We start from the raw sequence: 23,803 nt of genomic DNA, 5'->3' as shown, positions 1-23,803 counted from the left end.
GTGCCTAGCCAGTTTCCTGCTGGATCATCCCTCACATTACAAAATGCTGCTAAAGTCGCAAGTGAAATTAATCAATGATTGCGCAGCAATCAGAAAAGCAACTTATTGAACGCAGCTTCTGCCGACATCGGTACCCAGAAAAACCGCAAAGATTATCGGGGAAATAACCGCAGGAAGGGAATATTTTCCGCCGCTTTTTTATTGATCTGGATTATGGATCTGCGCAGAAATCTAGCGCTATCGCGCCGGTGGGGAAAGCGGAGAAAACCAGGTCTGATGCGGCCTTACGAGAGGTAATCCTTTCGTCTCATCGCTCAGCAGAGAGGTTTTTTTGCGGGATTGGATGGGCGATTTGCCCGGCCTCGCGTCGCTCGGCCGGACACGCTCAGCGGCGTTTAGCTTAACAACGTAAACGCGATCATACCGACGATGGCACCGGTGGTGCCGAGGATAGTTTCCATCATCGTCCAGGTTTTCAGCGTCTGCGCTTCGGTAGCGCCGGTAAATTTCCCGAACAGCCAGAAACCGGCGTCGTTCACGTGGCTCACCACGATGGATCCACCCGCGATACAGATGGAGAGCGCCGCCATCTGCGCACCGCTGTAGTTCAGCTGCTCGATGACCGGCATGACCAGCCCCACCGCCGTTAAACAGGCGACGGTCGCAGAACCCTGGATAATACGCACCGCGGCCGCCAGCACGAAGCAGGTAATGGCGATAGGCAACCCCATGCCCGTCAGCGCTTCACCGAGCGCCGGGCCCACGCCGGAGTCAACCAGCACCTGTTTGAAGACGCCGCCGGCACCGATAACCAGCAGGATAATCCCCGCAGGCTGCAGCGCATGACCGCAGATCTCCATCACCCGATCTTTCGCCATCCCCTGACGTACCGCCAGACCATAGATAGCCACCAGACACGCGACCAGAATCGCGGTGAACGGATGGCCGATAAACTCAAACCATTCGTAAGCGCTGGAGCCAACCGGCACAAAGCGCGCGGCGATTGTTTTCAGCCCCACCAGCACCAGCGGCAGGAGAATCAGCGACAGGCTAAAGGCAAAGGACGGCATCTTGCCTTCACCCAGGCTTGGTTCGCTAATATCGTCAGGAATATGCAGCTCAACGTAACGGCTGATGAAGTTGCCCCACAGCGGCCCGGCGATAATCATTCCCGGAATCGCCGCGCACAGACCAATCAGGATCATCCAGCCAAAGTCAGCATGCATTTGCGATGCCAGCAGCATCGGCGCCGGCCCGGGCAGCAGGAACGCCGCCGCGGCCGCCACGCCAGCAAACAGCGGGATAACCAGTTTCACCAGGTTGGTGCCGGTATGGCGCGCCATGGAGAAGGCCACGCTGATCAGCAGCACGATCGCCACTTCGAAAAACAGCGGCAGCGCGCAGATAAGACCAGCGAGGCCAATCGCGTAATGAGCGCGGCTGTGGCCGAAAGATTTCAACATCTTCACGGCAATCTGATCGACAGCGCCGGTTTCATGAAGAATCTTGCCAAACATCGCGCCAAGTGCCACGACGATCGCCAGGAAGCCCAGCGTCCCGCCCATCCCTTTTTCCATCGTCGCCGCAATTTTATCCAGCGGCATGCCGGAAAAGAGACCGGCACCAATAGAAACCACCATCAAAGCCACGAAAGCATGCATACGCGCCTTCATGACTAAAAACAGCAGCAGCAAAACGGAGCCTACTGCTGTTAAAACAAGCGTTAATGTACTCACTAGTTACTGCCTTTGTTGATCACCTCAATGGTGCTCGCGACCACGCCTTCCAGCGATTGATCAATATCGACGATTAAGACATCGCCTTCGTCTGCGCCAGGTTCCTGCAGCGTTTCAAACTGGGTCACCAGCATCTGGGTTTTAAAGAAATGGCCTTTACGCGCTTTCAGACGGCTTTCAATCAGGTCGAAATCGCCTTTCAGGTAGACGAAAGAGAGATTCGGGTTGCCCTTGCGGAGAATATCGCGATAGCTCTTTTTCAGAGCGGAACAGACGATCAGCGAAACTTTATTTGTACGCTGCATGGCAAAAGCGGCGTCGTTCAGCGCCTGCAGCCACGGCGTACGATCATCGTCGTTTAACGGCTCGCCGGAGGCCATCTTGTTGATGTTGCTACGCGGATGCAGAAAGTCACCATCGAGAAACGCGGCATGCAGCTGATGCGCCACTTCGCTGGCGACAGCGGATTTACCACTGCCGGAAACGCCCATCAGGACATAGACGTGGTGATCATGGTTAGTCGTGCTCAAAGCTTCCTCCCACTGGACACATATACGAAGCCGTACTGGCTGCAAGAATACAGCGTGAAGACTCGTATACAGATTGATTGTTACGGGTAACTGTTATCGGTAACATTGTCATGCCGGACTTAGCGATAAGCAATCACCATTCGTGCCAGGAATGAATATGTGTGATCTACTTCAAACTTGTCAGTCTAAATTGATCCGCCCGGTGACAATGTGAAACCTAAATCTAACATCTTCGGCGTCACGACTTCACCCCGAATACGGGCCAGCAGCCGTTCGGCACCAATGCGTCCCATTCGCTCACGCGGGGTCAGCACGCTGGCCAGTCGGGGCTCCATCACCTGACCAATATCATGGCCGTGGAAACCGGCGATCGCCATATCGTCCGGAATTTTCAATCCCAGGCGCTGACACTCAAAGGCGGCACCGACCGCAAGGTCATCGTTGGTACAGAAGATGCCATCGAGCTGCGGATATTCGCGACGCGCCTGGCGCATCAGCTCTATCCCTGACGAATAGGACGAAGATTGTTCAACCATCACGCTATACGGCGTCATGCCGGCATCGCGCATCGCCTGTTCGTAGCCCTTTTGCTTGATGATAGTACGTTCATCAAGGCGCGCCCCCAGATAGGCCACGTGGCGATGGCCGCGGGCAATAATTGCGGCGGTCATCTGGCGTGCGGCATCAAAGTTATCAAAACCGACGGCGATATCGAGGCACGGCGACTGACTGTCCATCAGCTCAACCACCGGGATACCGGCAACTTCGATCATTTTCAGCGTGCGAGGGGTATGGGTACGTTCGGTGAGAATCAGGCCATCAATGTTCCATGAGAGCATGGATTCGAGACGCTTTTCTTCCATTTCCGGCTTATAGCCGTAGTGCGCGAGCATCGTCTGGTAGCCGAAGGCATCGGTGACGCTTTCAATCCCACGCAGCACTTCCGAGAAGACCTGGTTGGTCAACGAGGGCAGCAGCACACCAATGGCGCGGCTGGTGGCATTAGAGAGGATATCAGGCGCACGATTGGGAATATAACCCAGTTCATCGAGAGCAGCGGCAATCTTGCCACGCAGGGCCTCGGAAACCTGTTCCGGGTTACGTAAAAAGCGACTGACCGTCATTTTGGTCACGCCGACAAGATCGGCTACATCCTGCAGTACGGGTCTTTTCTTTTTCATCGTCCTGACTGTGATAACGGGGAGACATTTTCCCAGTTTATCACGGACAAAGCGCAACCTTCCCAAACATCCGGGAAGGCCGCGCAATTTATTTAAACATCTTCAGAACTGAATCAGACCGGCGGCAGATCGAACAGCAGGATCTCGCTATCGCTGTCGGCGTGTACGGAAATCGCCTGCTCGTCCCAAATCGCCAGGCCATCGCTGGTGGTCGCTTTGGTACCGTTAATCGTCACCTCGCCTTTCACCACCTGGATCCACACGCGGCGTTCCGCGGCAATCTGATGCACCGACTGTTCATCTTTCAGCAGCGCCCAGCGGTACAGTTCCATATCCTGGTGCACTTTCAGTGAACCGTCACGGGCATCCGGCGACAGAACCAGCTGTTTGCCCTGCAGAGCATCAAAGCGACGCTGTTCGTAGCGCGGAGTGATGCCGTTTTCTTCTGGCATAATCCAGATCTGGTACAGATGCAGTTTTTCTGTATCGCTTGGGTTGTACTCGGAGTGACGAACCCCGGTACCTGCGCTCATGATCTGGAACTCGCCCGCCGGAACCTGCTCTTTGTTACCCATGCTGTCCTGGTGTTCAACCGCCCCTTCCAGCACGTAGGTCAGGATTTCCATATCTTTGTGCGGATGGGTACCGAAGCCCTGACCGGCATCAATCACGTCATCATTGATAACCCGCAGCGCCGAGAAGCCCATAAAGTTCGGGTCATAATAGTTAGCGAAAGAGAAAGTATGCCAGGAATCCAGCCAGCCGTGGTTAGCGTGACCGCGTTCATTAGCTTTGCGTAAGTAGATCATGTTGCACCCCCGTATGTTTTCGATAGAGTCAGTGTGGACTCAATCTGCTCACGATCATAGAGGGTGAAAATTGACTCCTCTGTTCAAAAAATATGAATGACTACAAAGGAGCCATGAAGGCTTATTTATCTAAGGTTATCGTGGCCGGAGAGGGCTGTTCAAACCCGCGCCCGAGGATCTCCATATTCGTGAGAACGTCAGATTCCTTGACGTAATTTGGCTGACCGTTAACGAGGGTTTCATACAGCGCATCATAGACCCGCCCATAGTCGCCGGTTTCAATTGGGATCTCTTCCCGCACGGTTTCACCCGCCTCATTGACGTACTCCAGCAGGCCAAACGTATCGTCCGCGCCGAATCCTGGCTCACCCGGCATAATATTGGCTTTCAGGCTGGTTTCCTGCCGATCGATACCATATTTGATAAAGGAGCCTTTATGCCCGTGGACGGTAAACCTCGGGTACGCCAGCTTCACCAGGTGGCTGGTTTTGGCAATGGCCTTCAGGTCGCCGTAGAACAGCTGGGCTTCAAAGGTGTCATCCGGATTGGCTTTGTTGCGCAGGCTGCGGATGTCATAAGCCACGTGGTCCGGGCGGCCAAACAGCGAGATGAGCTGATCCAGCGTATGCACACCAAGACCGTAAAATGTTCCATCCTGCGGCACTCCGGGCTGTGTTTCTGCCACCGGGCGATAGAGGTCAAAATGGCTCTCAACCTCCACGATCTCGCCCAGTTTGCCGCTCTCAATCACCTTTTTCATCGTCAGGAAACAGGAATCAAAGCGGCGGTTTTGGTATGGCGTCACCGTCAACCCCCGGCTCTTCGCCAGCGCAAAGAGCGACTTTGCCTCGGCTAGCGTGGAGGTAAACGGTTTTTCTACCAGCACATTTTTACCGGCCTCCAGCGCCCGCTTTGCATATTCGAAATGGCTGTCCGCATGAGTACAGACAATCACCAGTTTTACCTGCGGGTCGTTGAGCACGTCGTCGAGATCGCTGGTGAAATGAATATGAGAATACTGCGGCGCCTGCTCCTGCGGCTTCGCGCTGCGGCGATAGATATGCGCGACGTGCCAGCGGTCTTTGCGGTGCAGAACATAAGGAAGATGGTAGCGGGTGGTGCTTTTGCCAAACCCAATAAACGCGCAGTGCAGAGTCATAGAGCCGTCCTTTGTTGAGGTTTCTGCTGCTAACCATAGCGCACCCCGGCGACGAACTTAACTCTTAACCTATTCAGGATGGTGGAAATGTCCGGCAAAAAAAGCCAAAAAAAAAGCCAGCACCTGGCTGGCTAAAGTAATACTGGAAGCAATGTGAGCAATGTCGTGCTTTCAGGCTTTCCGCAAGGGTCTCCCTGAATGCAGGACAATAATAATCATTCTCATTCGCACTTGTCTACCTCTTTTTGCAAAAATTAGCCGTTGACGCATTTTTTAAAGTCAGGGATGTTTAAAAGGCCAATAAAGGGGATCAAGACCGCGATGCCGCGGCACAGGAGAAGAGAAATGAGTGACATAGTGATACGCCACGCTGAACCGCGCGATGCAGAACCTTTACGCCAGCTGACGGCCCACCCGGAGGTCTATCACGACACACTACAACTTCCTCATCCCTCGATGGAAATGTGGCAAGAACGTCTACAGCCCAGGCCACACAGTCACCATCTGGTCGCCACTCTTGACAATGGCGTCGTCGGTCACCTGATGCTCAGCGTCGAGCCGCGACCTCGCCGGAGCCACGTTGCCACCTTCGGAATGAGCGTTGACGCAGCGTTCCACGGGCGTGGCGTGGGCAGCGCGCTGATGCGCGAAATGATTAACCTGTGCGATAACTGGCTGCGGGTCGAGCGCATCGAATTGACGGTATTTGCCGATAACGCCGCCGCCGTTGCCGTCTATCGCAAACACGGTTTTGTCGTCGAAGGGACCGCGCGGAAGTTTGCCCTGCGTAACGGCGAGTATGTGGATGCGCATTTCATGGCGCGCCTCAAGTAACCGCTAAATATGGCCCGGTGGCGCCACGCCAGCCGGGCCCGTGATTCTGCATCATCTGTAGGCCGGGTAAGGCGTCAACCGCCACCCGGCACATCAATCAGTATCCCGCCGTCAAATCACCGGGCGAGCGCGGATCGGACGCGCCATACAGCGTCCCGTCCGGGCCGACCATAATGCTCTGGGTACTTCCCATCGCCTCTTTCAGCGCCACTTTCTGCCCTTTCTGCTCCAGCAGCTTCAGCGTATCCGGGCTAAACCCCTTCTCCACCCGCAGCTCATCCGGCAGCCACTGATGATGGAAGCGCGGCGCGTTGGTGGCTTCCGCCACGTTCATACCGAAATCGATGGTGTTGACCACCATCTGCAGTACGGTGGTAATGATGCGGCTACCGCCCGGACTGCCGGTCACCAGCCAGGTTTTCCCCTCCTTCACCACGATAGTCGGCGACATCGACGACAGCGGACGCTTTTTCGGCCCGACGGCGTTGGCATCACCGCCCACCAGCCCGTAGACATTCGGAACGCCCGGTTTCGCCGAGAAGTCATCCATCTGGTTGTTCATCAGTATCCCGGAGCTACCCGCCACAATACCGGTCCCGAAGGTAGTATTCAGCGTATAGGTGACCGCCACCGCGTTACCCTCTTTATCCACCACCGAGAAATGGGTGGTCTGGTTACTTTCATACGGTGCCAGCTTGCCCGGACGAATCTGGCTCGAAGGTTTGGCTTTGTTGATATCAATCTGTTCAGCAATCGATTTGGCGTAGGCTTTGTTGGTTAGCGCCTGCCACGGCACTTTGACGAAGTCCGGATCGCCGAGATACTCCGAACGGTCGGCATAGGCATGTTTTTCGGCTTCCGCCATCACCTGCATGGCGTCTGCACTGCCGAAGCCATATTTATGCATGTCGAAGTTTTCGAGGATATTGAGGATCTGTACGATGTGGATCCCCCCGGACGAAGGCGGTGGCATCGAAAACACCTGATAACCGCGATATTCGCCGCTTATCGGCGTACGCTCGACCGCCTTGTAGCCGGCAAGGTCGGCTTTGGTGATCAGGCCGCCGTTTTTGTGCATTTCGTCGGCAATCTGATCGGCAATCGCCCCTTTATAAAACGCATCCGGGCCATGCTCCGCGATCAGCTCAAGGCTTTTGCCCAGCTGTTTTTGCACCAGCTTGTCACCTTTCTTCAACGGCTCGCCGTTTTTCCAGAAGATGGCTTTACTGTTCGGGTGACTGGGGATGACTTCACTCCCGTAGGTCTTCAGATCGTCGGCCAACGCATCGTTCACCGTGAAGCCCTCTTCCGCCAGCTTAATCGCCGGACGGATCACCTTGTTCAGCGGCATGGTGCCGTATTTTTCCAACGCTAATGAGAAGCCTGCCACGGTGCCCGGCGTACCAGAAGCCAGATGTGAAGTGAGCGATTTTTTGCTATCCGGGTTGCCCTGATCATCAAGGAACATATCCCGGGTGGCCTGCTCAGGCGCCATTTCGCGAAAATCAATCGCCGTCGTTTTACCGTCTTTGGTACGCAGCATCATAAACCCGCCGCCGCCAATATTACCGGCCTGTGGATGCGTAACCGCCAGCGCATAGCCCACGGCCACCGCGGCATCGACGGCGTTGCCCCCCTGACGCAGAATATCCACCCCGACGCGGGTCGCCGTCGCATCTACCGAGGCCACCATCCCCTCCCGGGCACGAACCGGGTGAAAGACATCTTCTTCGACACCATAAGAAACGGGCGGCGGGGTGGGATTTGCGCTGACGGCAAAACTTCCGCCGGCCAGCAAAGCAGCGATGACCACCTGACGCCAGGAACGCGTGTTTATCATTGTCTTACTCCTGAAGTGTTTTTTTCCCCGCTTAAGCCTGGTTGATAAGTCCTAAAAAATCATTGTTATGCTGAAAAGGAGGTACACTTAAGTGATCCCACGCACGGGAGGAGAGAACCATGAAAGCACTATTATTTCTGGCGGCGCTGCTGCCGCTGAGCGTCCTGGCGCAGCCACTCAACACCACCAATAATCCCAATCAGCCGGGGTACGTCATCCCCAGCCAGCAGCGGATGCAAAATCAGATGCAGGTGCAACAGCAGCAGCACCAGAGCATGCTGAAGCAGGATATGCAGAGCCAGACGCGCGCCCAGCAGCAGCATCTCCAGACGCAGCTCAACAACAACCAGCAGCGGGTCATCCAGAGCGGTAATTTGAATTCGTCCCAGCAGATGTTGCCGAATAATAACGGAGGGATGTTGCAACGGCAGACGACACCATAACGGCCGTCTGCCGAAGGATCAGGCGTGGAAGTCAGGACCGATGACATCAATGGCATCGGTACAAATGCAGTCCACGCCCCAGCGCAACAGCTCAGCCGCCCGCTGGGGTTTGTTGACGGTATAGACGAGGATGTGCAGACCCGCGGCTTTCAGGCTGGCCACTCGCGACTCATCCAGCAGTTGATGGTTAAGGTGGATCGAAACGCACGCCAGGCGCGTGGTCAGCTCGCGCCAGTCCTCGCGCCACTCATCCAGCAGCAGCCCGCGCGGCAGCTCAGGCACCGCCTGCTGCGCCGCCTCCAGCGCGTCAATGTCGAACGATGAGAGCAGCGGCGGCGTCATACCTTGCCACAGCTCACGGGCCGCCAGCGCCACCGCTTTCCCGGTGAGCGGTCCGGTGCCGGTTGTGGGTTTAATCTCGATATTCGCCATCATGCCGTGCTGACGACAGCGTTCGGCAACCTCGGCCAGCAGCGGCAGCGGCTCGCCTTTGAATTCATGGCTATACCAGCTGCCGGCATCGGCTTTCAGCAGTTCGCTCCAGGCCAGCTCGCCGGCGACGCCCCAGCCGTTGCTGGTGCGCTCGAGATTGTCATCATGCAGCAAAAAAATCTGTCCGTCTTTCGACAGCTTGGCGTCAAACTCGATCATCGTATGCCCGAAACGGGCGCCGACGTCGATGGCCGCCAGGGTGTTTTCCGGCGCCAGTTTCCCGCCGCCACGATGGGCGACGATGTGAGGATAAGGCCAGTGACTCATGCGCGTTGTCCTGTTTCACCATCAAAGAGGTGCAGATGATCCTCGGGCAGATGCAGCCACAGCGTGCTGCCTGCTGACGGACGCTGCTGATGCGGCAGCCTGACCACCAGTTTCTGCTCGCCCCAGCGACCGTGGGCAAGGTTATCGGCACCTAAAATTTCCAGCGTATCCATCACCAGCGGTACGCCACCTTCCGCCTGGGAGCTTAATGCAAAATGCTCCGGGCGGATACCTAACGTCATCTTACGCCCGGCATGGCGACGATGCTCGCCATTCATCGGTAAACGCAGACCGCCTTCCAGCTCAAAACGATGACCATCTTCGCTGACGCGCCCGTCCAGCAGGTTCATCGCCGGGCTGCCAATAAAGCTCGCCACAAAGCGGCTGGCCGGCTTCTCGTACACCTCGACGGGGGTGCCAATTTGTTCGGCAATGCCTTTGTTCATCACCATCACCCGCTGGGCAAGCGTCATCGCCTCCACCTGGTCATGCGTGACGTACAACGAGGTGGTTTTCAGACGACGATGCAACTGCTGAAGTTCAAGACGCATCTGGACGCGCAGCTTGGCATCGAGATTCGATAGCGGTTCATCAAACAGAAATACCGCCGGGTCGCGCACGATGGCGCGGCCCATCGCAACGCGCTGGCGCTGGCCGCCGGAGAGCTCGCGCGGGCGGCGCTTGAGCAGGCCATCCAGCTCCAGAATACGCGCCGCTTCCTGCACCCGCTCGGCGATCAGGCCTTTGCCCATACCGCGTATTTTTAGCCCCCAGGCCATGTTCTCTTCCACGCTCATGTGCGGATAAAGCGCGTAGTTCTGAAACACCATCGCGATCCCGCGATCCTTCGGTTCCATCTCGGTCACGCGCTGGCGGTTAATCCAGATGTCGCCGCTGGTCACGCGTTCAAGCCCGGCAACCATGCGCAGCAGCGTTGATTTCCCGCAGCCGGACGGTCCGACCATAACGATAAATTCCCCGTCCGCGACGTCCAGCGTCAGCGGTTGAATGACCTGGGTTTTGCCATCCCAGCTTTTGGTTACTGCCTGTAGTTTTAAACCTGCCATAAAAGGTTGTATCCCTTGATTGTTCATGAACGTCGCTGGCGGCTATTTTTGCTCGGGGCAAGGCGCAAGCGTCGCAGTTTGGTGGGCCCAAATAAGACGCGAGTAACGCGGTACCGGGCAAAAATGGCCCCAGCCCTTCGGGACGCGTGCCGAAACCGCGTACTCTGCGTTGTCGGATTTGGACATAGGCCCACTATGTCCATCATCCTCCGCCTTGATTACGCGGTTTCGGCTCAGCGTCGACGCCACGAACAATCAAGGGATACAACCTACTTCTCACTGTCCACTAAACCACGCACAAACGCACGCTGCATGGCTAAAACGATAACAACCGGGGGAATCAGCGTCAGCAGCATCGCCGCCATCACCTGGTTCCACTGGGTGGTGCCTTCTCCGGTGGCGATCATGCCTTTGATACCCGCCACTGCGGTGCCAAGATTCACGTCCTGAATAATCAACAGCGGCCACAGATACTGGTTCCAGCCGTAGATAAAGGTGATAACAAACAGGGCCGCGAGATTGGTTTTCGAGAGCGGCAGCACGATGTCGCGGAAAAAGCGCATCGGTGAGGCGCCGTCGATACGCGCCGCTTCGATCAGCTCGTCCGGCAGGGTCATAAAGAACTGGCGGAACAGGAAGGTGGCGGTCGCGGAGGCCATCAGCGGCAGCGTCAACCCGGCATAGCTGTCGAGCATCTTCAGATTGGCGATCACTTCCACGGTGGGAAAGATACGTACCTCAACCGGCAGCATCAGGGTAATAAAAATCATCCAGAAGAAGAGGTTACGCAGCGGAAAGCGGAACCAGACGATGGCGAACGCAGAGAGCATTGAGACCACGATTTTCCCGACCGTGATACCGAAGGCCATGATGAAGCTGTTGAGCATCATCAGCCAGAATGGCGCGCTGTTCACGCCAACGCCCTGGGTCCAGATGGTCGCCATATTTTCCAGCAGATGTCCGCCGGGAATCAGCGTCATCGGCGTCTCAAAAACGGCTTTGTTATCCAGCGTCGCGGCAACAAACGCGACATACAGCGGGAACAGGATGACGGCGATCCCCGCAATCAGCATAGTGTGGCTGAAAATCGTCAGCCCGCGACGGTTCTCAATCATTGGTAGCGCACCTTACTCTCAACGTAGCGGAACTGAACGACCGTCAGCACAATCACCAGGAACATCAGAACCACCGACTGGGCGGCGGACGCCGACAGGTCGAGCCCGGCGAAACCTTCGCGATAGATCTTATAAATCAACGTAGTGGTCGCCTGTACCGGGCCGCCGGCGGTGGCAGCATCGATCACCGGGAAGGTATCGAAGAAGGCGTAGACCAGGTTGACCACCAGCAGGAAAAAGCTGACCGGCGCAATCAACGGCAGCGCCAGTTTAAAGAAGCGGCGAATCGGCCCGGCGCCGTCAATGGCGGCAGCCTCAACCAGCGAGCGCGGGATCGACTGCAATGCAGCGAAGAAAAACAAAAAGTTATAGCTGATCTGCTTCCATACCGAGGCAAAGACCACCAGGAACATTGCCTGGCCGCTGTTCTGCGCATGGTTCCAGTCATAGCCCATCTCGCCGAGGAAATGGGTTATCAGTCCACGGCCGGGGTTAAAGAGGAAAATCCATAATACCGCCGCCACCGCTGGCGCCACGGCATAGGGCAGCAGCATCAGGGTTTGATAAAAGCGGCTGCCGCGCACGACATAATCCACCAGCGCAGCAAAGAACAGAGAAATCATCAGCCCGCTGAAGGTCACCAGGCTACTGAACTTAATGGTGGTCCAGAACGAGTCCAGATAGTACGGGTCGTGGAACAGGGTCACGAAGTTGTCCAGGCCAACGAACTGGCTGGAAAGACCAAACGGATCGACGCTCTGGAGTGAGTACCACAGCGCTTCGCCCGCGGGCCAGATAAAGAAAATAATGGTGATAATCAGCTGCGGCGCAACCAGCACATAAGGCAGCCAGCGCGAGCGGAATACCGGACGGGATGATGACATTGAGATTGGGTTCCTGAACAATGCCGGGTGGCGGCTACGCCTTACCCGGCCTACATAGGGCACATCGTAGGCCCGGTAAGCGCAGCGCCACCGGGCAAGTTACAGATTACGATTTGGTTGCTTGCTCGAAGCGGCGCAGCAGCTGGTTACCACGTTGTACCGCTGAATCCAGCGCCTGTTGTGGCGTTTTCTTCCCGGTCCACACGCTTTCCAGCTCCTCATCCACAATGGTGCGGATCTGCGGCATGTTGCCCAGACGCAGCCCTTTGGTGAACGGCAACGGTGGCTTGTTCAACATCTGACGAGTGGCAATATCCGCGCCTGGATTCTTATCGTAGAAGCCCTGCTGGCGGGTCAGGTCATAAGCGGCGGTGGTAATCGGCAGGTAGCCGGTTTTCTGATGCCATTCCGCAGCGATTTCCGGTTTAGCGAGGAATTCCAGGAATTTCGCCACCCCGGTGTAAGTCTCTTTATCTTTACCCTGCATCACCCACAGGCTGGCCCCGCCGATAATGGCGTTCTGCGGCGCGCCCTTCACGTCGGCGTCGTACGGCATCATCCCCACGCCGTAGTTGAACTTCGCGTACTGGCGAATATCGGCCAGCGAACCGGAAGAGGCGGTGGTTATCGCGCAGTCCCCGTTATAGAACTTCTCGGTGGACTCATCTTTACGCCCGAAGTAGCTGAAATCGCCCTTCTTGTTCATCGCTTCCAGCATGGCGATATGCTTGACCTGCTCCGGCTTGTTGAACTCCAGAACCGCATCGGTACCGTCAAAGCCGTTGTTTTTGGTCGCCACCGGCAGGCCATGCCAGGCGCTGAAGTTTTCAATCTGAATCCAGCCCTGCCAGCCGCTGGCGTAACCGCACTTCATCCCGGCGGCTTTCAGCTTATCGGTATAGGCTGCCAGCTCCTGCCAGGTTTTCGGCGGCTGCTCCGGGTCTAAACCGGCTTTTTTGAAGGCGTCTTTGTTGTAGTACAGCACCGGTGTGGAGCTGTTAAACGGCTGGGAGAGCAGATGGCCGCTTTTGGAATCGGTGTAGTAACCGGAAACGGTCGGGACGAACTGCGATTCATCAAACTTAATACCCGCATCGCTGAACACCTGATATACCGGCTTAATGGCCTTCGAAGCCATCATCGTCGCAGTACCTACTTCATAAACCTGAAGGATCGCCGGCGCATTACCGGTACGGAATGCCGCAATGCCGGCACTCAGGCTCTGTTCATAGTTACCTTTGTACACCGGTGTAATTTTATAATCCGGATTGGCCGCGTTGAAACGTTGCGCCAGAGAATCAACTTCTTTACCCAACTCCCCTTCCATGGAATGCCAGAACGGAATATTGGTCACTGCCAGCGCCTGACCGGCACATGCCAGGCTGAGCGCCAGTCCTAAAGCTGTATGTCGTAACGATATCATCGGTTATCTCTCTTGTTGTTCCAGATGCGCGATTTCACGCGTTTTATGTTCGCGGGGGTAACATGACATGCTCGAATGACAGAAAAATAACTATTGCATTACAAAAATATTACAATAAATTGGCAAAAACATGATGAAACGGTGAAAAAAAAGTGGCAGGGAAATGGCAAGGGAAAAAGAGAGGCGGCGCAGACTACAGATAAAGGGGGATCTGTAGTTAAATAGAGTGCGTTAAAGAGCACTCTACGGCGAGCCGTCAAAAGGAAAAAATATGAAGACGCTTCATAAACCTACCGAGCGCGTTTTGCTCATTCTGGAAACCTTAGCCAACGCGGATGGAATGACGCTTTCCGAGCTATCGCTCAAAACGGATATCTCCAAGGGAACCATTTTCCCGATCCTCAAATCACTGCAGTATCGCAAATATATCAGTCACGACGCTCGCAACGGGATTTACACTCTGGGGATCTCCTGCGCGGTTCTGGCCAGCTCAACGGTGGAAAAAGAGTTCTGGCTGAAAACGATCAATAGCGAAATGCACGCGGTGGTCAATGAATGCAACGAAGTTTGCCAGCTCGGCATTCTGGATGATGCCTGGGTACTTTATGTTGATAAAGTCCAGGGCGATCAAACCGTGCAGCTGGTCTCTAAGGTAGGAACTCGCCTTCCGGCGATCTGTTCCGCCCTGGGCAAGGCGCTGCTGCATAAGCATCGTGACGAAGAGATACTGGAGCTCTATCCGCAGGGTTTTCCTTGCGTTACCGCCCGCAGCGTAACGAATATGGCCCAGCTTCGTCAGCAGCTGGATATGGTCGCCGCCAACGGTTATGCCATGGACGATCGGGAAATCAACGACGATACCATCTGCTTCGCCGTCCCCCTGCAGCAGAAAGGCATTATTCTGGCGGCGATCAGCGTCTCATTGCCTTCTTTCCGCGCCAGCGATGAAAAAACGCAGCAGGTTATTCATGCGCTAAAAGAGGCCAAGGGTCGTATCGAAAGCGTGCTGAATAAGCTGCCTGATATTAAAAATTACTGATTTATTTGCCAACGGCGCCTTCGGAATTGTGATTACCCACACAATGCCGATATTTAATGATCCACCGTGGCGCCCGACTATTCTGCATAATTCCCCCTCTATTCATTGAGTTAATCAATTATCCGCACGACTTTGGCGCCATTTGACTTCACGTCGATGGCGTGTTTACTTATGCTTAATCGCAAATACAGACACAGTTTGTATATACGAACAACAAAGAGGTTTAATATGCAAAGTCGTTACATCACCCCGGCAATAACGGTTTTTGATGAGCAGGGCAGGCTGGATCCTGAAGGCAACTTTCGCCTGTACGATTTCATTAAAAGCAGCGTATCGGGATTTGTCGTCATGGGTAGTACCGGTGAGTTTTTCTCGCTGGATATGAAAACATCCCGTCAGGTCATTCAAATGGCGGCAGAGTTCCCGCGCGAGGGAATAAAGGCCTATGCAGGTACCAGCCGCATGGATATTGACGAGTGCGTAGAGCTGGCAAACTATGCAGATGAGTGCGGACTGGATGGCGTCATGATTATCAGCCCGTGGTACTTCCGCCTGACTGATGAAGGCATTTATACATTTTATAGCCAGATAGCTCGCCGCACCGCCGCCAAAATATTTATTTATAACTTCCCGGAACGTACCGGCTATTGCGTCTCGCCAGAGGTCTGTTTACGACTCGCCAGAGAGTTCCCAAACATTGTCGGTCTTAAAGACACCATTCCGGACACCAATCATACGTCGCAGGTGATTCGCCAGGTAAAATCTGAACTACCGTATTTTGAAGTCTATGCCGGTTATGACAATAACTTCGCGCACAATGTCCTGGCGGGGGGCGATGGATGTATCGGCGGGTTATCCAATATTTGCCCTGAAATATTCCGCGACTGGATGCAGGCATTTAGCGATAACGATTTGCAGAAAATTTCGCGGTATCAGCAAAAAGTGGATGGGTTAATGGATATTTACGCGGTTAACGATCCGTTCATTCCAACATTTAAAAAAGCGCTACAGCTGCGCGGAATTATTCAGTCCGACCGCTGCACGGCACCGTTTAGCTCGCTCGCCACCTGCCAGACCGAAAGTATTCTGCGGATACTTTCCCGCGCTGGTATTGAAATTAATGCCTGACCCCCACGCGGAGGTATTATGAAAACCATCACAGCTTACGACAATCCGGCCCTCAATTCCGCGATTACCAAATCATGGAAGCGCCTGGTGCCACTGATGTTTATTTTGTACTTCATCGCCTTTATCGACAGGGTGAACGTGGGATTCGCCAAAGAGGCGATGCAGGTGGATATTGGGCTCTCCAATTCCGCCTTCGCCCTCGGGGCGGGGATCTTTTTCGCCGCCTATGCGCTGTTTGGCATTCCTGCGAACCTGATTCTGAATAAAATTGGCGCGCAAAAATGGTTAAGTATCACCACCGTTCTGTGGGGCGTCCTCTCTGCCCTCACCGGACTGGTACAGACGGAAACCCAGTTTATTGTCCTGCGCTTTTTACTGGGATTAGGCGAAGCCGGTTTTTATCCCGGTATTCTGCTGCTGGCCTCCATCTACTTTCCCAATAAAGTTCGCGCATCCGTAGTCGGTATCTTCGTACTCGGCGTACCGCTGGCGCTGACCTTAGGCTCGCCCATCTCCGGCGCGCTTCTGGAAATGCACGGCTTCCTCGGTAAACCCGGCTGGTTCTGGATGTTCTTCATTGAAGGCATTCCGGCGGTCATCATGGGGATCTTCGCCTGGTTCTGGCTCGACGATACGCCGGCCAAAGCGCGCTTCCTGAACGAAGAAGAGAAAAAGGCGCTGACTGCCCAGCTACAGCAGGAGCAGAGGCAGACGGAAACCAGCAGCGTCGGTACCGCGCTGAAAAGCCTTAAAGTCTGGCACCTGGCGCTGATCTACGGCACCATCCAGATCAGCGTGTACGGACTGATGTTCTTCCTGCCTTCGCAAGTCGCCTCGCTAATGGGTTCCACGCTCGGCTTTAAAGAGTCGCTGGTCGCCGCCATTCCATGGGCCTGCTCCGCCGTCGGCGTCTATTACATTCCGCGTCTGGCGGACAAAATGCCGGCTCGCCGGGTACTGATTTCGGTCATCTGTATGCTGGCTGCGGCGCTGGGGCTGTTTGTTTCTGCCTGGTCCGGCCCGGTGCTCGCCATTGCCGCGCTGTCGCTGTCAGCCATCGGCTTTCTCTCCGTGCAACCCATTTTCTGGACTTTCCCGGCGCAGATTGTGTCAGGCTCGGCGCTGGCCGCCAGTATCGGCTTTTGCACCACCATGGGCGCGTTTTGTAGCTTCCTGGCGCCGCTCATTCGCGTTGAGGTCGATACCTTCTTCGGCAACGATTCGGCGGGCCTGGTCGCACTGTCGCTGATTACCATCTGCTGTGCGCTGCTTATTGCCGCTCTTGCCGGCAGAAAAGCGACAAACGGCGTTGCGGTCACTCATCACTAAGTCCTGATGCGCCTATAACAAAGGATAAATAACATGCAGACCATCTTAAAGATTGACCCTACTGATAACTTAATCGTTGCGCTGCAGGACTTACGCAAAGAACAGCGGGTTCACTGGAACGATGAGGCCTACGTTCTGCGTAGCGATGTCAAAGCCAAACATAAATTTGCCACCGAGGATATTGCGCCCGGCGATATCGTTTCGCTGTACGGCGTACCGGTCGGTAAAGCGACGCGCCCCATCACCCGGGGCGAAGCCATCACAACGGAGAATATCAAACACTACGCGGCCCCGGTTACGCTTGACGATGTCGCCCCCTATGACTGGCAGCAGCCGGATGTTTCCGCCTGGCAAAAGCGGACGTTTAAGGGAATCGTGCGTGAAGATGGCCGGGTCGCCACCGCGAACTACTGGCTGGTCATTCCGCTGGTATTCTGTGAAAACCGCAACGTTCAGCGCGTCACCGATGCGTTGAACGACGCCCTTGGCTACGCCAATAACGGCCTGAAAAATTTTGCTCGCCAGGTGACATCGGCAGGGGCTTTAAACGATACCCGGCATCTGCCCTTTCCGCATCTTGACGGTATTCGCTGTATTACCGTTAATTCCGGCTGCGGCGGCGCCACCTCGGACAGCATGACGATGTGCGACGTGCTGGCCGCCTATTCCGATCATCCCAATGTTCTTGGCGTGACGGTTTTTGCTCTCGGCTGTGAAAAAGCGCGAATTGTTGATTTCAACGCCGCGCTGGCGAAGCGTAACCCAAACTTCAGCAAACCGATTATTTATTTCAGGCAGCAGGACTGGAGTAGCGAAGAAAAAATGATGCAGGATGCGTTGACCGAAACCTATAACGCGATCCGCGAAGCCCCCGTCGCCGAGCGGCAGGACGTCCCGCTCTCCCATCTGAAAATCGGCGTCAAGTGCGGCGCTTCTGACGGGTTCTCGGGGATCAGCGCAAACCCGGCGATGGGCGAAGTGTCAGACCGCCTTGTCGCCCTCGGCGGCGCGTCGGGGCTGGCGGAATTCCCCGAGCTGTGCGGCGCGGAAGGGGATATCGTTCAACGTTGCGCGACCCGCGAACTGAAAGAGAAGTTTCTGTCGCTGATGAAAAACTATGAGCATGTCGCGAACTTCTTCGGCACCACCATCGCCGATAACCCCAGCCCGGGAAACATTGCCGATGGGCTGATCACTGACGCGATAAAATCCGCCGGCGCGGCGAAAAAAGGCGGCAGAGCGCCGGTTAGCGCGGTATGCGACTATGCCGAACCGATGGGAGAAAGCGGCCTTTCGCTGGTCTGCACGCCGGGCAACGATGTGGACGCGGTAACGGGCCTGGTCGCGGCCGGGTGCAACGTGGTGATCTTCTCAACCGGGTTAGGTACGCCGACAGGGAACCCTATCGTTCCGGTTCTCAAAGTTTCAACCAACACCGCGCTGGCCAAAAAGATGCCGGATATTATCGATTATGACTGCGGGCCGATTATCGAAGGTACGCCGCTGGCGGATATCGCTGACGGCCTGTTCGAGAAAATCATCGCCACCGCCAGCGGAAGCTGGCGTACCAAAGCGGATGCGCTCGAACAATATGATTTTATGCTGTGGAAACGCTCTCTGGAGCTGTAGGAGCCAAGTAAAACGCCCGGCAGATGCCGGGCGTTTTATCTTCACTATCCGCCCAGATAGGCGCTACGCACCGCCTCGTTAGCCAACAGCGCATCGCCGGTGTCTTCCAGCACGACGTGGCCGTTTTCCAGCACATAGCCGCGGTCAGCCAGTTTCAGCGCCTGGTTGGCGTTCTGCTCGACAAGGAAGATGGTCATCCCCTGCTCGCGCAGCTGTTCGATGGTGTTGAAAATCTGCTGGATGATGATCGGCGCCAGTCCCAGAGAGGGCTCATCAAGCAGCAGCAGGCGCGGCTGGCTCATCAGCGCCCGACCAATCGCCAGCATCTGCTGCTCGCCGCCGGACATGGTGCCCGCACGTTGAATACGGCGCTCAAGCAGGCGCGGGAACAGTTCATAAACCCATTTGATGCGGCTCTGGAACTGGTCTCGATCGGCAAAAAAACCGCCCATCGCCAGATTCTCCTCAACGGTCATACGCGAGAAGACGCGCCGCCCTTCCGGGACAATCGCCACCGCTTCGCGCATGATTTTCGCGGTCTGCCAGTCGGTAATATCCTTACCGTCAAACACCACCTTCCCGCTGCTGGCGCGCGGGTCGCCGCACAGGGTACCCAGCAGCGTGGTTTTCCCCGCGCCGTTGGCGCCAATCAGGGTCACGATTTCCCCCTGATTAATATGCAGACTGACGTTATGCAGCGCCTGAATCTTGCCGTAGTGGGCGCTTACGTTGTCAAAAGATAACATCACTTTTTCCATACTTATGCCTCACCAAGGTATGCGCGGATCACATCCGGGTTATTGCGGATCTCTTCCGGCGTACCGTTAGCCAGCGGCGTGCCCTGGTTTACCACATAAATACGATCGGAAATGCCCATCACCAGCTTCATATCGTGCTCAATCAGCAGGATGGTGGTGTTGTGATGACTGCGCAGCTCGGCGATCAGCTCGTCCAGCTCTTTGGTCTCTTTCGGGTTCAGACCCGCAGCGGGTTCATCCAGCATCAGGATTTCCGGCTGGGTGACCATGCAGCGGGCAATCTCCAGACGCCGCTGGTCACCGTAGGCCAGATTGCTCGCCTGACGGTTCGCATGTTCCAGCAGGCCGATACGCTCAAGCCAGGTAGCGGCACGATCCAGGGCTTCGCTCTGCGCGCGACGAAAGGCCGGGGTTTTCAACAACCCGGAGAAGACCCCGGTTTTCAGCTGCTGATGTTGCGCCACCAGCAGGTTTTCAATCACCGTCATTTCGCGGAACAGACGCACGTGCTGGAAGGTACGAACAACGCCCATCCGGGCGATTTGCTGACCCGGCAACCCTTCCAGGTGCTGATCGCGCAACATGATGGTCCCGCCGGTCGGCTTATAAAAACCGGTCAGGCAGTTGAAGACCGTGGTTTTCCCGGCGCCGTTAGGACCGATCAGCGACACGATCTCCTGTGGGTGCAGCTCCAGCGACACGTTGTTGACCGCCAGCAGGCCGCCAAAGCGCATCATCAGGCCGCTGACGGATAATAATGGCTGACTCATGCCTGCTCTCCTTTCGCCTGACCTTTTTTCAGCTTCAGCTGCGGACGCGTCATCGGCAGCAGACCCTGCGGACGCCAGATCATCATCAGTACCATCAACCCACCCAGCATCAGCATGCTGTATTCGTTGAAATCACGCATCAGCTCGCGTGATACCACCAGCAGCACCGCGGCGAGAATCACCGCAAACTGCGAGCCCATTCCACCCAGAACCACAATCGCCAGCACGAAAGCCGACTCGGCAAAGGTGAAGGATTCCGGACTGACAAAGCCCTGGCGCGCGGCGAAGAGCGTACCGGCAAAGCCGGCAAACGCGGCACTGATGGTAAAGGCGGTCAGCTTGATGCGCGTAGGGCTAAGGCCCAGCGAGCGGCAGGCAATTTCGTCTTCACGCAACGCTTCCCATGCGCGTCCCAGCGGCATACGCAGCAGGCGGTTGATCACAAACAGCGACAGCACGACCAGCAGCAGCGCCACCAGGTAGAGGAAAATCACCCGATCGCCCGGGTCGTACTTCAGGCCAAAGAAGTTACTGAAAGTATCCCAGCCGCCTTCGCGGGCGCTGCGGCTAAACTCAAGGCCAAACAGCGTCGGTTTTGGAATCTGGCTGATGCCGTTGGGGCCACCGGTGATTTCGGTGTTATTAAGCAGCAAAATACGGACGATTTCGCCGAAGCCAAGCGTGACGATCGCCAGATAGTCGCCGCGCAGACGCAGCACCGGGAACCCCAGCAGGAAGCCCGCGGCTGCGGATACCAGCCCTGCCAGCGGCAGACAAGTCCAGAAGCCAAGACCGTAATAGTGGTTCAGCAGCGCAAAGGTGTAGGCACCGATGGCATAGAAGCCGCCATAACCCAGCACCAGCAGACCGGACAGCCCCACCACCACGTTAAGCCCGAGACCGAGAATGATATAGATCATGGTCAGCGTGGCGATATCCACCGTCCCACGCGACACCATAAACGGCCACGCCACGGCGATAACCAGCAGTGCGAGCAGGAACAGCTTCTGCTTGACCGTCGAACCGTCGATGGCCGGCATAATAAACTTCGGCCCGGAGACGTTTTTCAGGGTTTTCTGGAACAGCGGACGCATCAGCTGGAAGAAGAAGACCACCGCGGTGCCGATGAAGATCCACTGCCAACGGATATCGGCTGCGGTATCCACCACCAGTTTGGTGCCGTCCAGCTCCAGCTGCACACCCATAAACACGCCGGCGAGGACAAAGAACATCGCCGCGGACAGCAGCGACATAGCAATATGCATCGGTTTCATACTTTCTCGACCTCCGGACGACCCAGAATGCCGGTAGGCATCACCAACAGCACCAGAATCAACAGGGCAAAGGAGACGACGTCTTTATATTCCGTACTGAGGTAGGCAGACGAGAGCGCTTCGGCGATGCCCAGAATCAGGCCACCGATCATCGCGCCAGGAATGCTGCCGATGCCGCCCAGTACCGCAGCGGTAAAGGCTTTCATCCCGGCCATAAAGCCGATATACGGGTTGATAACGCCGTAGAACTGGCCCAGCAGTACGCCCGCGACCGCCGCCATTGCCGCGCCGATAACAAACGTCAACGCAATCACCCGGTCGGTATTGATACCGAGCAGGCTCGCCATTTTGAGGTCTTCTGCACAGGCGCGGCAGGCGCGGCCCATGCGTGAATAGCGGATAAACAGCGTCAGTGCCAGCATCGCAACAAAAGTCACGACCCAAATCACCAGCTGCATCGTGGTGACGGTGGCGGCGAAGTTTTCGCTGCTCCCGATAATCCACTGGCCGTTAAACAGGCTCGGCAACGCGATATCGCGCGAACCTTCCGTCAGGCTGACGTAGTTTTGCAGGAAGATCGACATCCCGATGGCGGAAATCAGCGCAATCAGGCGCTTGGAACTGCGCACCGGTCGGTAGGCCACGCGTTCAATGCTCCAGCCGTAGGCGCTGGCGATAATAATCGCCCCGATAAACCCGGCGGCCACCAGCAGCCAGCTGGTATCAATCCCCATCATCATGAGGGCGGCGATGATCATGAAGGAGACGTAGCTGCCAATCATGTATACCTCGCCATGGGCGAAGTTAATCATGCCGATAATGCCGTACACCATCGTATAGCCGATGGCGATCAGCGCATAGGTACTGCCCAGCGTGACGCCGTTAAACATCTGCTGCAGAAAGTAGAGAAACTGCTCGGACATAAGGTAACCTTTTTCATGCCGCCCGCTTCACACGGGCGGTGGGATAACGCATCTTATTTTGCGACAGAGGATGATCCATCCGCATGCCACTGGAAGACACCAAACTCAAATCCCTTCAAATCGCCTTTTTCGTCCCAATTCAGCGGCCCAATCACGGTTTTCGCCCCGTGAGCTTTCAGATCTTTGATTAAGTCCAGCGGCTCCTGGCTGCTGCTCCTGTCCATCGCCTGCGCCAATGACTGCACGGCAGCATAGGTGATCCAGACATACGGACCGCTCGGATCTTTCTTCTCTGTTTTCAGCGACTCAACGATAGCGCTGTTCGCCGGATCCTGGTCATAGCGTTTCGGCATTGTTACCAGCATGCCTTCCGCGGCTGCGCCGGCAATATTTGACAGCGACGCGTTGCCGACACCTTCGGGTCCCATAAAGACGGTTTTCAGCCCCACGGAGCGAGCCTGACGCAGCATTTGCCCCATTTCAGGGTAGTAGCCGCCGTAATAAACGAAGTCGATATTTTCTTTTTTCAGGCGTGCCAGCAGCGCGGAGAAATCTTTCTCTCCGGCGGTGATGCCATCAAAGAAGACGATATTCGCCTTGCCTTTCTTCAGGCTATCCTGGACGGATCGCGCCAGACCTTCGCCATACTGCTGTTTGTCATGGATGATGGCGATACGCTGCGGTTTCACTTTTTCCAGGATGTATTTGGCGGCGGTCGGCCCTTGTGCGGAGTCCAGGCCAGCGGTACGCATGATGTACTGATAGCCGCGTTGGGTCAGTTCCGGGTTCGTCGCGCCCGGAGAAATCATCAGAATACCTTCATCTTCATAGATATCGGAGGCAGGCTGGGTAGAAGAGGAACACAGATGGCCGATAACGTACTTGATGCCTTCATTAACAATTTTGTTCGCTACCGCCACGGCCTGTTTCGGGTCGCAGGCATCGTCGAACTCAACGCCAACCAGCTTATCGCCTTTAATTCCGCCCTGCGCGTTAATGTCTTTAATGGCCTGCCGCGCGCCGTTGAACTCCATGTCGCCCCACTGAGCTACCGGGCCGGACATCGCACCGACCACGGCAACTTTAATATCCTTAGCCATGACCGCGTGAGACATCGTCAGTGCAACGAATCCCGCAATAATGGTTTTTGCGTTCCTTTTCATGCTTCAGAAC

22 protein-coding genes are annotated in these 23,803 nt (G+C 55.8%); 6 read left to right on the top strand and 16 right to left on the bottom strand.

Features of this window, described 5'->3' with window-relative positions:
• Nucleotides 1-395 precede the first annotated feature (395 nt).
• The 5 genes from gntU to DSD31_RS01755 form a co-directional block, all read right to left on the bottom strand.
• The gene (gene gntU, locus DSD31_RS01775; RefSeq protein WP_015585601.1) at nt 396-1,736 is read right to left on the bottom strand and encodes a gluconate transporter; all 1,341 of its coding nucleotides are present in this window, start codon (nt 1,734-1,736) and stop codon (nt 396-398) included.
• The gene (gene gntK / locus DSD31_RS01770; RefSeq protein ID WP_004868532.1) at nt 1,736-2,266 is read right to left on the bottom strand and encodes a gluconokinase; all 531 of its coding nucleotides are present in this window, start codon (nt 2,264-2,266) and stop codon (nt 1,736-1,738) included. Before gntK ends, gntU begins: the two co-directional genes overlap by 1 nt.
• A gap of 185 nt (nt 2,267-2,451) precedes the next feature.
• Entirely contained in the window at nt 2,452-3,447 is a 996-nt protein-coding gene (gntR, locus tag DSD31_RS01765; protein WP_004868533.1) for a gluconate operon transcriptional repressor GntR, read from the bottom strand.
• A gap of 113 nt (nt 3,448-3,560) precedes the next feature.
• Complete coding sequence (gene yhhW / locus DSD31_RS01760) at nt 3,561-4,256, bottom strand: quercetin 2,3-dioxygenase (protein ID WP_004868535.1); 696 nt, start codon at nt 4,254-4,256, stop codon at nt 3,561-3,563.
• Nucleotides 4,257-4,377: 121 nt separating this feature from the next.
• Nucleotides 4,378-5,415 (bottom strand): oxidoreductase, encoded by a 1,038-nt coding sequence (locus DSD31_RS01755; RefSeq protein ID WP_004868536.1) that lies wholly within the window; start codon nt 5,413-5,415, stop codon nt 4,378-4,380.
• A gap of 357 nt (nt 5,416-5,772) precedes the next feature.
• Here DSD31_RS01755 and yhhY point away from each other — a divergent pair, with 357 nt between their 5' ends.
• The gene (gene yhhY, locus DSD31_RS01750; RefSeq protein ID WP_160873408.1) at nt 5,773-6,249 is read left to right on the top strand and encodes an N-acetyltransferase; all 477 of its coding nucleotides are present in this window, start codon (nt 5,773-5,775) and stop codon (nt 6,247-6,249) included.
• A 97-nt stretch (nt 6,250-6,346) separates the two neighbouring features.
• On the opposite strand, the gene ggt is transcribed toward yhhY, so the two are convergent.
• Nucleotides 6,347-8,089 carry a gamma-glutamyltransferase gene (ggt, locus tag DSD31_RS01745; protein WP_004868538.1) on the bottom strand — a complete coding sequence of 581 codons (1,743 nt, stop codon included), beginning with the start codon at nt 8,087-8,089 and terminating at the stop codon, nt 6,347-6,349.
• 119 nt (nt 8,090-8,208) lie between these two features.
• On the opposite strand from ggt, the gene DSD31_RS01740 reads away from it, so the two are divergent.
• Entirely contained in the window at nt 8,209-8,532 is a 324-nt protein-coding gene (locus tag DSD31_RS01740; RefSeq protein WP_004868539.1) for a DUF2756 family protein, read from the top strand.
• 18 nt (nt 8,533-8,550) lie between these two features.
• Here the strand turns inward: DSD31_RS01740 and ugpQ are convergent, their stop codons facing one another.
• The 5 genes from ugpQ to ugpB all read right to left on the bottom strand — a co-directional run bounded on the left by ugpQ (nt 8,551) and on the right by ugpB (nt 13,780).
• Nucleotides 8,551-9,291, bottom strand: a complete 741-nt coding sequence (ugpQ, locus tag DSD31_RS01735; protein WP_004868540.1) for a glycerophosphodiester phosphodiesterase — start codon at nt 9,289-9,291, stop codon at nt 8,551-8,553.
• Entirely contained in the window at nt 9,288-10,358 is a 1,071-nt protein-coding gene (locus DSD31_RS01730; protein ID WP_004868541.1) for a sn-glycerol-3-phosphate import ATP-binding protein UgpC, read from the bottom strand. The genes ugpQ and DSD31_RS01730 overlap by 4 nt, the downstream gene beginning before the upstream one ends.
• A gap of 269 nt (nt 10,359-10,627) precedes the next feature.
• Nucleotides 10,628-11,473 carry a sn-glycerol-3-phosphate ABC transporter permease UgpE gene (gene ugpE, locus DSD31_RS01725; protein WP_004868542.1) on the bottom strand — a complete coding sequence of 282 codons (846 nt, stop codon included), beginning with the start codon at nt 11,471-11,473 and terminating at the stop codon, nt 10,628-10,630.
• Entirely contained in the window at nt 11,470-12,357 is an 888-nt protein-coding gene (gene ugpA / locus DSD31_RS01720) for a sn-glycerol-3-phosphate ABC transporter permease UgpA (RefSeq protein ID WP_004868543.1), read from the bottom strand. Before ugpA ends, ugpE begins: the two co-directional genes overlap by 4 nt.
• Before the next feature lie 106 nt (nt 12,358-12,463).
• Nucleotides 12,464-13,780: a sn-glycerol-3-phosphate ABC transporter substrate-binding protein UgpB gene (gene ugpB / locus DSD31_RS01715; RefSeq protein ID WP_004868544.1), complete on the bottom strand. Its 1,317-nt coding sequence runs from the start codon at nt 13,778-13,780 to the stop codon at nt 12,464-12,466.
• A 271-nt stretch (nt 13,781-14,051) separates the two neighbouring features.
• Between ugpB and DSD31_RS01710 the strand changes: the two genes are divergently transcribed.
• The 4 genes from DSD31_RS01710 (at nt 14,052) to DSD31_RS01695 (ending at nt 18,905) form a co-directional block, all read left to right on the top strand.
• Nucleotides 14,052-14,819, top strand: a complete 768-nt coding sequence (locus tag DSD31_RS01710) for an IclR family transcriptional regulator (RefSeq protein ID WP_015585596.1) — start codon at nt 14,052-14,054, stop codon at nt 14,817-14,819.
• Nucleotides 14,820-15,047: 228 nt separating this feature from the next.
• Nucleotides 15,048-15,947, top strand: a complete 900-nt coding sequence (locus DSD31_RS01705; RefSeq protein ID WP_015585595.1) for a dihydrodipicolinate synthase family protein — start codon at nt 15,048-15,050, stop codon at nt 15,945-15,947.
• 18 nt (nt 15,948-15,965) lie between these two features.
• Nucleotides 15,966-17,276, top strand: coding sequence for an MFS transporter (locus DSD31_RS01700; RefSeq protein ID WP_015585594.1), 1,311 nt, complete (start codon nt 15,966-15,968; stop codon nt 17,274-17,276).
• 33 nt (nt 17,277-17,309) lie between these two features.
• The gene (locus DSD31_RS01695) at nt 17,310-18,905 is read left to right on the top strand and encodes a UxaA family hydrolase (protein ID WP_064359881.1); all 1,596 of its coding nucleotides are present in this window, start codon (nt 17,310-17,312) and stop codon (nt 18,903-18,905) included.
• A gap of 44 nt (nt 18,906-18,949) precedes the next feature.
• On the opposite strand, the gene livF is transcribed toward DSD31_RS01695, so the two are convergent.
• The 5 genes from livF to livK are packed head-to-tail and all read right to left on the bottom strand — an operon-like array spanning nt 18,950 to nt 23,793.
• Nucleotides 18,950-19,663 (bottom strand): high-affinity branched-chain amino acid ABC transporter ATP-binding protein LivF, encoded by a 714-nt coding sequence (gene livF / locus DSD31_RS01690; RefSeq protein ID WP_086815724.1) that lies wholly within the window; start codon nt 19,661-19,663, stop codon nt 18,950-18,952.
• A gap of 2 nt (nt 19,664-19,665) precedes the next feature.
• The gene (gene livG / locus DSD31_RS01685) at nt 19,666-20,433 is read right to left on the bottom strand and encodes a high-affinity branched-chain amino acid ABC transporter ATP-binding protein LivG (protein ID WP_004868546.1); all 768 of its coding nucleotides are present in this window, start codon (nt 20,431-20,433) and stop codon (nt 19,666-19,668) included.
• Nucleotides 20,430-21,707, bottom strand: a complete 1,278-nt coding sequence (gene livM, locus DSD31_RS01680; protein ID WP_004868547.1) for a branched chain amino acid ABC transporter permease LivM — start codon at nt 21,705-21,707, stop codon at nt 20,430-20,432. The genes livG and livM overlap by 4 nt, the downstream gene beginning before the upstream one ends.
• Nucleotides 21,704-22,630, bottom strand: coding sequence for a high-affinity branched-chain amino acid ABC transporter permease LivH (gene livH, locus DSD31_RS01675; protein ID WP_004868550.1), 927 nt, complete (start codon nt 22,628-22,630; stop codon nt 21,704-21,706). The genes livM and livH overlap by 4 nt, the downstream gene beginning before the upstream one ends.
• Nucleotides 22,631-22,683: 53 nt before the next feature.
• A complete protein-coding gene (livK, locus tag DSD31_RS01670; RefSeq protein WP_113990800.1) occupies nt 22,684-23,793 on the bottom strand; it encodes a high-affinity branched-chain amino acid ABC transporter substrate-binding protein LivK in 1,110 nt (369 codons plus the stop codon).
• Nucleotides 23,794-23,803: the final 10 nt, after the last annotated feature.

It is taken from the genome of Klebsiella sp. X13 (genome assembly GCF_003323835.1).
GTDB classification, from domain to species: Bacteria; Pseudomonadota; Gammaproteobacteria; order Enterobacterales; family Enterobacteriaceae; genus Klebsiella; species Klebsiella ornithinolytica.
This window is presented reverse-complemented; position numbering and strand designations above follow the sequence as displayed.

Bases quoted from the DNA above. Each gene is read 5' to 3' on its own strand.
- ugpB (WP_004868544.1), bottom strand. From the start codon at position 13,780: ATGATATCGTTACGACATACAGCTTTAGGACTGGCGCTCAGCCTGGCA.
- livK (WP_113990800.1), bottom strand. From the start codon at position 23,793: ATGAAAAGGAACGCAAAAACCATTATTGCGGGATTCGTTGCACTGACG.
- livF (WP_086815724.1), bottom strand. From the start codon at position 19,663: ATGGAAAAAGTGATGTTATCTTTTGACAACGTAAGCGCCCACTACGGC.
- DSD31_RS01705 (WP_015585595.1), top strand. From the start codon at position 15,048: ATGCAAAGTCGTTACATCACCCCGGCAATAACGGTTTTTGATGAGCAG.
- DSD31_RS01755 (WP_004868536.1), bottom strand. From the start codon at position 5,415: ATGACTCTGCACTGCGCGTTTATTGGGTTTGGCAAAAGCACCACCCGC.
- DSD31_RS01730 (WP_004868541.1), bottom strand. From the start codon at position 10,358: ATGGCAGGTTTAAAACTACAGGCAGTAACCAAAAGCTGGGATGGCAAA.
- livH (WP_004868550.1), bottom strand. From the start codon at position 22,630: ATGTCCGAGCAGTTTCTCTACTTTCTGCAGCAGATGTTTAACGGCGTC.
- ugpE (WP_004868542.1), bottom strand. From the start codon at position 11,473: ATGATTGAGAACCGTCGCGGGCTGACGATTTTCAGCCACACTATGCTG.
- DSD31_RS01695 (WP_064359881.1), top strand. From the start codon at position 17,310: ATGCAGACCATCTTAAAGATTGACCCTACTGATAACTTAATCGTTGCG.
- ugpA (WP_004868543.1), bottom strand. From the start codon at position 12,357: ATGTCATCATCCCGTCCGGTATTCCGCTCGCGCTGGCTGCCTTATGTG.
- DSD31_RS01740 (WP_004868539.1), top strand. From the start codon at position 8,209: ATGAAAGCACTATTATTTCTGGCGGCGCTGCTGCCGCTGAGCGTCCTG.
- DSD31_RS01710 (WP_015585596.1), top strand. From the start codon at position 14,052: ATGAAGACGCTTCATAAACCTACCGAGCGCGTTTTGCTCATTCTGGAA.
- yhhW (WP_004868535.1), bottom strand. From the start codon at position 4,256: ATGATCTACTTACGCAAAGCTAATGAACGCGGTCACGCTAACCACGGC.
- livM (WP_004868547.1), bottom strand. From the start codon at position 21,707: ATGAAACCGATGCATATTGCTATGTCGCTGCTGTCCGCGGCGATGTTC.
- gntR (WP_004868533.1), bottom strand. From the start codon at position 3,447: ATGAAAAAGAAAAGACCCGTACTGCAGGATGTAGCCGATCTTGTCGGC.
- ggt (WP_004868538.1), bottom strand. From the start codon at position 8,089: ATGATAAACACGCGTTCCTGGCGTCAGGTGGTCATCGCTGCTTTGCTG.
- DSD31_RS01700 (WP_015585594.1), top strand. From the start codon at position 15,966: ATGAAAACCATCACAGCTTACGACAATCCGGCCCTCAATTCCGCGATT.
- livG (WP_004868546.1), bottom strand. From the start codon at position 20,433: ATGAGTCAGCCATTATTATCCGTCAGCGGCCTGATGATGCGCTTTGGC.
- ugpQ (WP_004868540.1), bottom strand. From the start codon at position 9,291: ATGAGTCACTGGCCTTATCCTCACATCGTCGCCCATCGTGGCGGCGGG.